This window comes from Kitasatospora phosalacinea (assembly GCF_000717185.1).
In the GTDB taxonomy this organism is placed as follows: Bacteria; Actinomycetota; Actinomycetes; order Streptomycetales; family Streptomycetaceae; genus Kitasatospora; species Kitasatospora phosalacinea_A.
Map to the genome: position 1 here is coordinate 22,503 of NZ_JNYE01000131.1, position 6,129 is coordinate 28,631.

Consider the following 6,129-nt stretch of genomic DNA (forward strand, 5'->3'; position numbering starts at 1 on the left):
GCGATGGCCCTGTTCCTGATGGTGACTCATGGCAGCGACGGCGACGTGCTGCCGTTCGTCGGCCTCGGTGCGGCGCTGGTCCGGGCCGGGCACCGGGCGGTGCTGCTGACCCACGCGCCGTACCGGTCGGTCGCGACGCGGGCCGGGCTGGGCTTCGCGGCGATCGACGGCGAGGCCGAGTTCGAGAGCGTGCTCGCGGACACGCCGGGGCTGCTGGGGAGCGCGCCGCACAAGGCGGGCTGGGCCGGGTTCTACCGCCGCAACGCCCTGTTCGAGCAGATCGCGGCCGAGTGCCGGACCCTCGCCGAACTACACGTCCCGGGGGGGACGGTGCTGGTCGGGCGGCACACCTCGGCCGTCTCGGTGCGGTTCGCCGCCGAGCTGCTGCGCGCGCCCGTCGCCTGGGTGGCCCTCGCGCCGACGCAGCTGCTCGCGGTGCCGGTCGCCGCGTACCTGTACGGCGCCGAGCTGGCCGCCGGGCTGCAGGAGGTCCGCGACGGCCTCGGCCTGCCCGCGGTGCCCGACTGGCGGGCCTGGTTCGCCGGTGCGGACGCCGAACTCGGCCTGTGGCCGGGCTGGTTCGACGCCGCCGGTCCGCGCGCCCCGGCCCGGGTCGCGCTCACCGGCTTCCCGCTCGCCGACACCTCGGCCCGCGCGCTGGGCGCCCGGCCCGCCGCGCCCGCGGGCCCGTCCGACGCCACCGACCCGTCCGACGCCACCGACCCGTTCGACGACTCGTTCGACGGTGCGTCCGCCGACCTGCCCGAAGCGTCCCCCGCCGACCCGTTCGACGGCCTGTTCCCGGTCGGCACCCGTCCCGTGCTGGCCACCGGCGGGACGGGGCGGATGCTGGCCGCCGACTACTACCCGGCGCTGCTGGCGGCCGCCGGGCGGACGGGCCTGCCGACCCTGCTGGTGGTCAGGCACCGCGACCTGCTGCCGGACGCGCTGCCGGAGAACGTCCGCTGGTCGCCGGGGCTGGACTTCGCCCGCGCGGTGCCGCACGCGGCGGCGGTGGTGCACCACGGGGGCGTCGGCACGCTGGCCCGGGCGCTCGCGGCCGGCACCCCGCAGGTACTGATGGCGGACGGGGTGGACCGCCCGGACAACGCGGCCCGGCTGGCCCGCCTCGGCCTGGCCCGTACGGTGCCGGCCGACCGCTGGCGGACGCCGGAGCTCGCGGCGGCGATCGCCACGGCGGCGGCCGACCGCGACCTGCCGCTGCGCGCGGCGGCCGTCACCGGCCCGCAGCGCCCGGAGGAGGCCCTGGACGCGGCGGCCGCCCGGCTGGCGGCGCTGCTCACCGACCCGCCGCGCCCCCGTGCGCTGCACGACCTCTCCCCCGCCGACCGGGCCCGGCTGCGCGCCCGCCTGCGCGAGCGGCGCGCCGCCGGGGCGCCCGTCCCGGAGGAGGCCCGGTGAGGATCCTGCTCGCCCAGAACCTGATCCACCTGCCGTCGCACGGCGGGGCCAACCGCTCCAACCGGCTGCTGCTGGAACGGCTGGCCGCCCGCGGGCACACCTGCGAGGTGGTCGGCCCGCTGACCGGCGCGCTGGCCACCGTCGAGCCCGGGCAGGCCGTCCGGGCGCTGGTCGAGCGCGGCGCGGAGGTCCGCTCCGACGACGGGGGCACCGTCGTCTACACCCACCGCGGCGTCACGGTGCACGCGGTGCGCTCGCCGTCCCTGCTGCCCCGCACCGTCCGTGCGGTCGCCGAACGGCTGCGCCCGGACCGGACGCTCGTCCCCGGTGACGACCCGGGCCACCTGATGCTCGGCGCGGCGCTCTCCGCGACCCCGGACCGGGTGGTGTACCTGGTCCACACGATCCAGCAACTTCCTTTCGGGCCGGGGGCGTTCCACCCGAGCGAGGCCGGGACACGGCTGGTGCGGCGGGCGGCCCGGCTGGTCGCGGTCAGCGACGCGGCCGCGGCGTACCTGCGCGAGCACGCGGGGCTGGCGGCGGAGGTGGTGCGTCCGCAGGTGTACGGGGCGGGGCCGTTCCCGCTCCTCGGGCGGCCCGGGCAGGGCGCCGTGACGATGGTCAACCCCTGTGGCTACAAGGGGATTTCGGTGCTGCTCGGGCTGGCCGACGCCCGGCCCGACGTGCCCTTCCTGGCCGTCCCGACCTGGGGCGCGGACGCCGCCGACCGGGCCGAGCTGGCGCGCCGCCCGAACGTCACGGTGATCCCCCCGGTGGACGACATCGACGAAGTCCTGTCCCGGACAAGGGTGTTGCTGATGCCCTCGCTGTGGGACGAGACCTTCGGCTACACCTGCGTGGAGGCGATGCTGCGGGGCGTGCCGGTGCTGGCCTCGGCGGTCGGGGGGCTGCTGGAGGCCAAGTTGGGCGTACCGGGCTCGCTGCCCGTCCGGCCGGTCACCGCGTACCGCCGCGATCCGGGCGCGGCCCGGCCCGAACCGGTCGTGCCCGCACAGGAGTTGGGGCCGTGGCTGGCGGCGCTCGACGCGCTGCTCGACGACCCGGAGCACTACGCGCGGCAGTCCGCCGCGTCGCGCTCCGCCGCGCTGGCGTTCGTCGACGGCCTCGACCCGGACGCCTTCGAACGCTGCCTGGCCGAACCTCTGCCGTCCGCCCCCGAGGCGCCGCGCGGAACACCGTCCGAAGCGCCGACCGCGGCACCGCTCGACCGCACCGCCGCGCTGCGCCTGCTGGCAGCCCGCCGACGGAACGCCACCGCCACCACGACCACCGCAACCACCGCCGCAACCGCCACCACGACCACGACCACGACCGAGGAGCGACCGCCGTGCTGAACCCCCCGCCCGGCCCGGAGCCGGACGACGCGGACCTGGCCGCGCTGCTGCTGATCCGGCACGTCGAGCTGGCGCTGCTGCGGCTGTTCGGCGAGGGCCTGGTCAGCGGCACCACCCACACCTGCCTGGGCCAGGAGTACGTGCCGGTGGCCCTGGCTCCGCTGCTGGGCGCGGCGGACATGGTGTTCAGCAACCACCGCGGCCACGGCCACTACCTGGCGCTGACCGGCGACGCCGAGGGCCTGCTCGCCGAGGTGCTGGGGCGGCAGGGCGCGGTGTGCGGCGGCGCGGGCGGCAGCCAGCACCTGTACACGGGCGGGTTCCTCTCCACCGGCGTGCAGGGCGAGAGCCTGCCGGTCGCGGTCGGCGCGGCCCTGCGCCGGGCCCGGGACGGGGCGGGGGCGCTGGCGCTGGCGTTCGTCGGGGACGGCACCTGGGGCGAGGGCGCGGTGTACGAGGCGCTGAACCTGGCGGCGCTGTGGCGGGCCCCGCTGGTCGTCGTGGTGGAGCACAACGGCATCGCCCAGTCCACGCCGACCGAACGGCAGTTGGCGGGCAGCATCGAGGCCCGGGCGGCGGCGTTCGGCATCGCCCACCACCGTTCGTCGACGAGCGAAGTGTCTTCGCTGCGCGCCGAGTTGGCCCCGCTGCTGGACGAAGTGCGGTCCGGTGGCGGCCCGTTGGTGGTGGAGCTGGACGTGCCGCGGCTGGGCCCGCACAGCAAGGGCGACGACACCCGGGGCGCGGAGGAGCTGGCGGCGCTCGGCGCGCGCGACTGGTACCGGGCCCGGGCGGGCGCGTCCGAGCAGCGGTTCGCGGCCTGGGACGCCAAGCAGTCGGCGCTGGTGGACGCCCTGGTGGCGGAGATCGTGTCCCGGCCGCCGTCGGACGGCCGGGCCCGCGCCGCGTCCGCCGACCCGTTCCCGCCGGCGGCACCGCCCGCGGTGCCCGCCGTACCCGAGCGGGTCGCCGAGAACCTGAACCGGGCGCTGCACGAGCTGATGGCCGCCGACCCGTCCGTGCACCTGCTCGGCGAGGACGTGTCGGACCCGTACGGCGGGGCGTTCAAGGTGACCCGGGGCCTGTCCACCCGGTTCGGCGAGCGGGTGCGGTCGACGCCGTTGAGCGAGGGCGCGATCACCGGCGTGGGCGCGGGCCTGGCGCTGGCCGGGGAGCGCGCGGTGGTCGAGATGATGTTCGGCGACTTCGTCACGCTGGCCTTCGACCAGCTGGTGAACTTCGCCGCCAAGTCGGTCTCCATGTACGGCCGCCGGGTGCCGGTGCCGCTGCTGGTGCGCTGCCCGGTCGGCGGGCGGCGCGGGTACGGGGCGACGCACAGCCAGAGCCCGCAGAAGCACCTGATGGGCGTCCCCGACCTGGACCTGTACGAGCTGAGCCCGTTCCACGACGCGGTGCCGCTGGTGCGGCACGCGCTGTCCACCGGCAACCCGTCGGTGCTGTTCGAGGACAAGGTGCTGTACACCGAGCGGCGCTTCACCGGCGACGCGGTCGACGAGGTGCTGCACTGGCGGCTGGACGGCGGCTCGGCGCTGGGCACGGCCGTGGTCGGCCCGGCGGGCGTGGAGCGGCCGGACGCGGTGGTGATCGCCCCGGGCGGCCTGGCCCGGCGGGCGGTCGGCGCGCTGCGTTCGCTGCTGCTGGAGGACGAGCTGTGCGTGCGCCTGCTGGTCCCGGCCCGGCTGTACCCGCTGGACGCCGACCGGCTGGCCGAGCTGTGCGGGCGGGCCCCGGCGGTGGTCGTGGTGGAGGACGGCACCCCCGGCGCGGGCTGGGGGACGGAGGTGGCGCAGGCGCTGCACACCCGGCTCTGGTCGGTGCTGCGGGCGCCGGTGCGGGTGCTGACGGCGGCGGACCGGCCGGTGCCGGCGGCGCCGCACCTGGAGGACGAGGTGTTCGTCCGGGACGAGGACATCCGGCGGGCGGTCCGCGCACTGGCGGAAGACGTATCGACGGAGTGCGGAGAGGAGCGGTGACGGTGACCGAGTACCGGATGCCGAAGGTCAACACCAACGACGCGGCGTACACCCTGCTGGGGTGGCTGGTCGAGGACGGCGGGAAGGTCGCCGAGGGCGAGCCGCTGCTGGAGGTGGAGACCTCGAAGGCGGTCGAGGAGCTGGCCGCACCGGCCGACGGGTTGCTGGAGCTGCTCGTCCCGGCGGGTCGCGAGTGCGCACCGGGCGAGCTGCTGGCCCGGCTGCACCCCGACGCGGCCTCCCTGGACGCGGCCCGGCAGCGCCCGGCGGCGTCCGCCGACTCCCCGGCCCCGGCGGCCGGGGGCCCGGTCCTGACCGCCCCGGCCCGGGCCCGGCTGGCCGAGCTCGGCATCCCCGAGTCGGCGGCCCTCGCGCTGGACGCGCCGGTGGTGCGCCGCGCGGAGGTCGACCAGTTGGCGGCGCGGCTCGCGGCGACGGAGCAGGCGGCCGAGCAGGCCCGACCCGAGGCTCCCGCACCGCAGACAGCCCCGGCAGCCCAGGCGGCCCAGGCACCGCAGGCAGCCCAGGCGGAACAGGCAGCCCAGGCGGAACAGGACCCGCCGGGGACGGTGCTCGCCCCGCTGTCCCGCAACCAGCGCGCCGTCGCGGCGACCGTCACCGCCTCGCACCGCGAGGTGCCGACGGCGTTCACCGCCGTGGACGTGGACGTCACCGACGCGCTCGCCGCCGGTCGCGAACTCGCGGCCGCGGTCGGCAGCCTGGTGGGCCCGGCCGAGCTGACGGTGGCCGCGCTGGCCGCCCGGCGGGCCACCGACCCGGCCTGCTTCGCGGCGCTGACGGCCGACGGGCGGGGCACCCGGCTGGTGCCCGGCGCGCACATCGGGGTGACCTTCGAGCTGGGCGCGGGCCTGTTCGTGCCGGTGCTGCACGACGCCGACCGTTCGTCGTTGGGCGAACTGTCCCGGGCCATGATGGGTCACCGGATGGCCGCGCTGCGCGGCACCTTCCGCGACCGCGACCTGCAGGGCGCGAACATCACGCTGACCCTGCACACCGACCCGGGCGTCTCCCTGGCGCTGCCCGTGGTGTTCCCCGGCCAGGCCTGCGCGCTGTCGCTGGCGGCCCCGCGCACCGTCGTGCTGCCCGACCCGGACGGCACGGGCTTCCGGACGCGCAGCCTGGTGCACCTGGGCGCGGCGTTCGACCACCGGCTGCTGAACGGCCGCCAGGTGGTGTCCCTGCTGACGGGCGTGAAGGCCCTGCTGGAGGCCCCGCACCAACTCGCCGGTGACACCCTGTGAACCCGCCCGGCACCCCCGCACCCGCCACGGCCCTGCCGGAGGCCCCCGCGGACGGCCCGACCCCCACCGCCCCGGAACGCGTCACCGCCCCCGCCC

4 protein-coding genes are annotated in these 6,129 nt (G+C 77.5%); all 4 read left to right on the forward strand.

The window, feature by feature from the left end; translation table 11 throughout:
- Nucleotides 1-3 precede the first annotated feature (3 nt).
- The 4 genes from OO57_RS34795 to OO57_RS34810 are packed head-to-tail and all read left to right on the forward strand — an operon-like array spanning nucleotide 4 to nucleotide 6,033.
- Nucleotides 4-1,422, forward strand: a complete 1,419-nt coding sequence (locus OO57_RS34795; RefSeq protein WP_033256785.1) for a glycosyltransferase — start codon at nucleotides 4-6, stop codon at nucleotides 1,420-1,422.
- The gene (locus OO57_RS34800) at nucleotides 1,419-2,777 is read left to right on the forward strand and encodes a glycosyltransferase family 4 protein (RefSeq protein ID WP_033256786.1); all 1,359 of its coding nucleotides are present in this window, start codon (nucleotides 1,419-1,421) and stop codon (nucleotides 2,775-2,777) included. The genes OO57_RS34795 and OO57_RS34800 overlap by 4 nt, the downstream gene beginning before the upstream one ends.
- Nucleotides 2,771-4,771, forward strand: coding sequence for a dehydrogenase E1 component subunit alpha/beta (locus OO57_RS46335; protein WP_234337640.1), 2,001 nt, complete (start codon nucleotides 2,771-2,773; stop codon nucleotides 4,769-4,771). The genes OO57_RS34800 and OO57_RS46335 overlap by 7 nt, the downstream gene beginning before the upstream one ends.
- Nucleotides 4,772-4,773: 2 nt before the next feature.
- Nucleotides 4,774-6,033 (forward strand): 2-oxo acid dehydrogenase subunit E2, encoded by a 1,260-nt coding sequence (locus OO57_RS34810; protein ID WP_051778642.1) that lies wholly within the window; start codon nucleotides 4,774-4,776, stop codon nucleotides 6,031-6,033.
- Nucleotides 6,034-6,129 lie beyond the last annotated feature (96 nt).

Excerpts from the sequence above, each read along its gene's own strand:
- OO57_RS34795 (WP_033256785.1), top strand. The coding sequence starts at position 4 with ATGGCCCTGTTCCTGATGGTGACTCATGGCAGCGACGGCGACGTGCTG.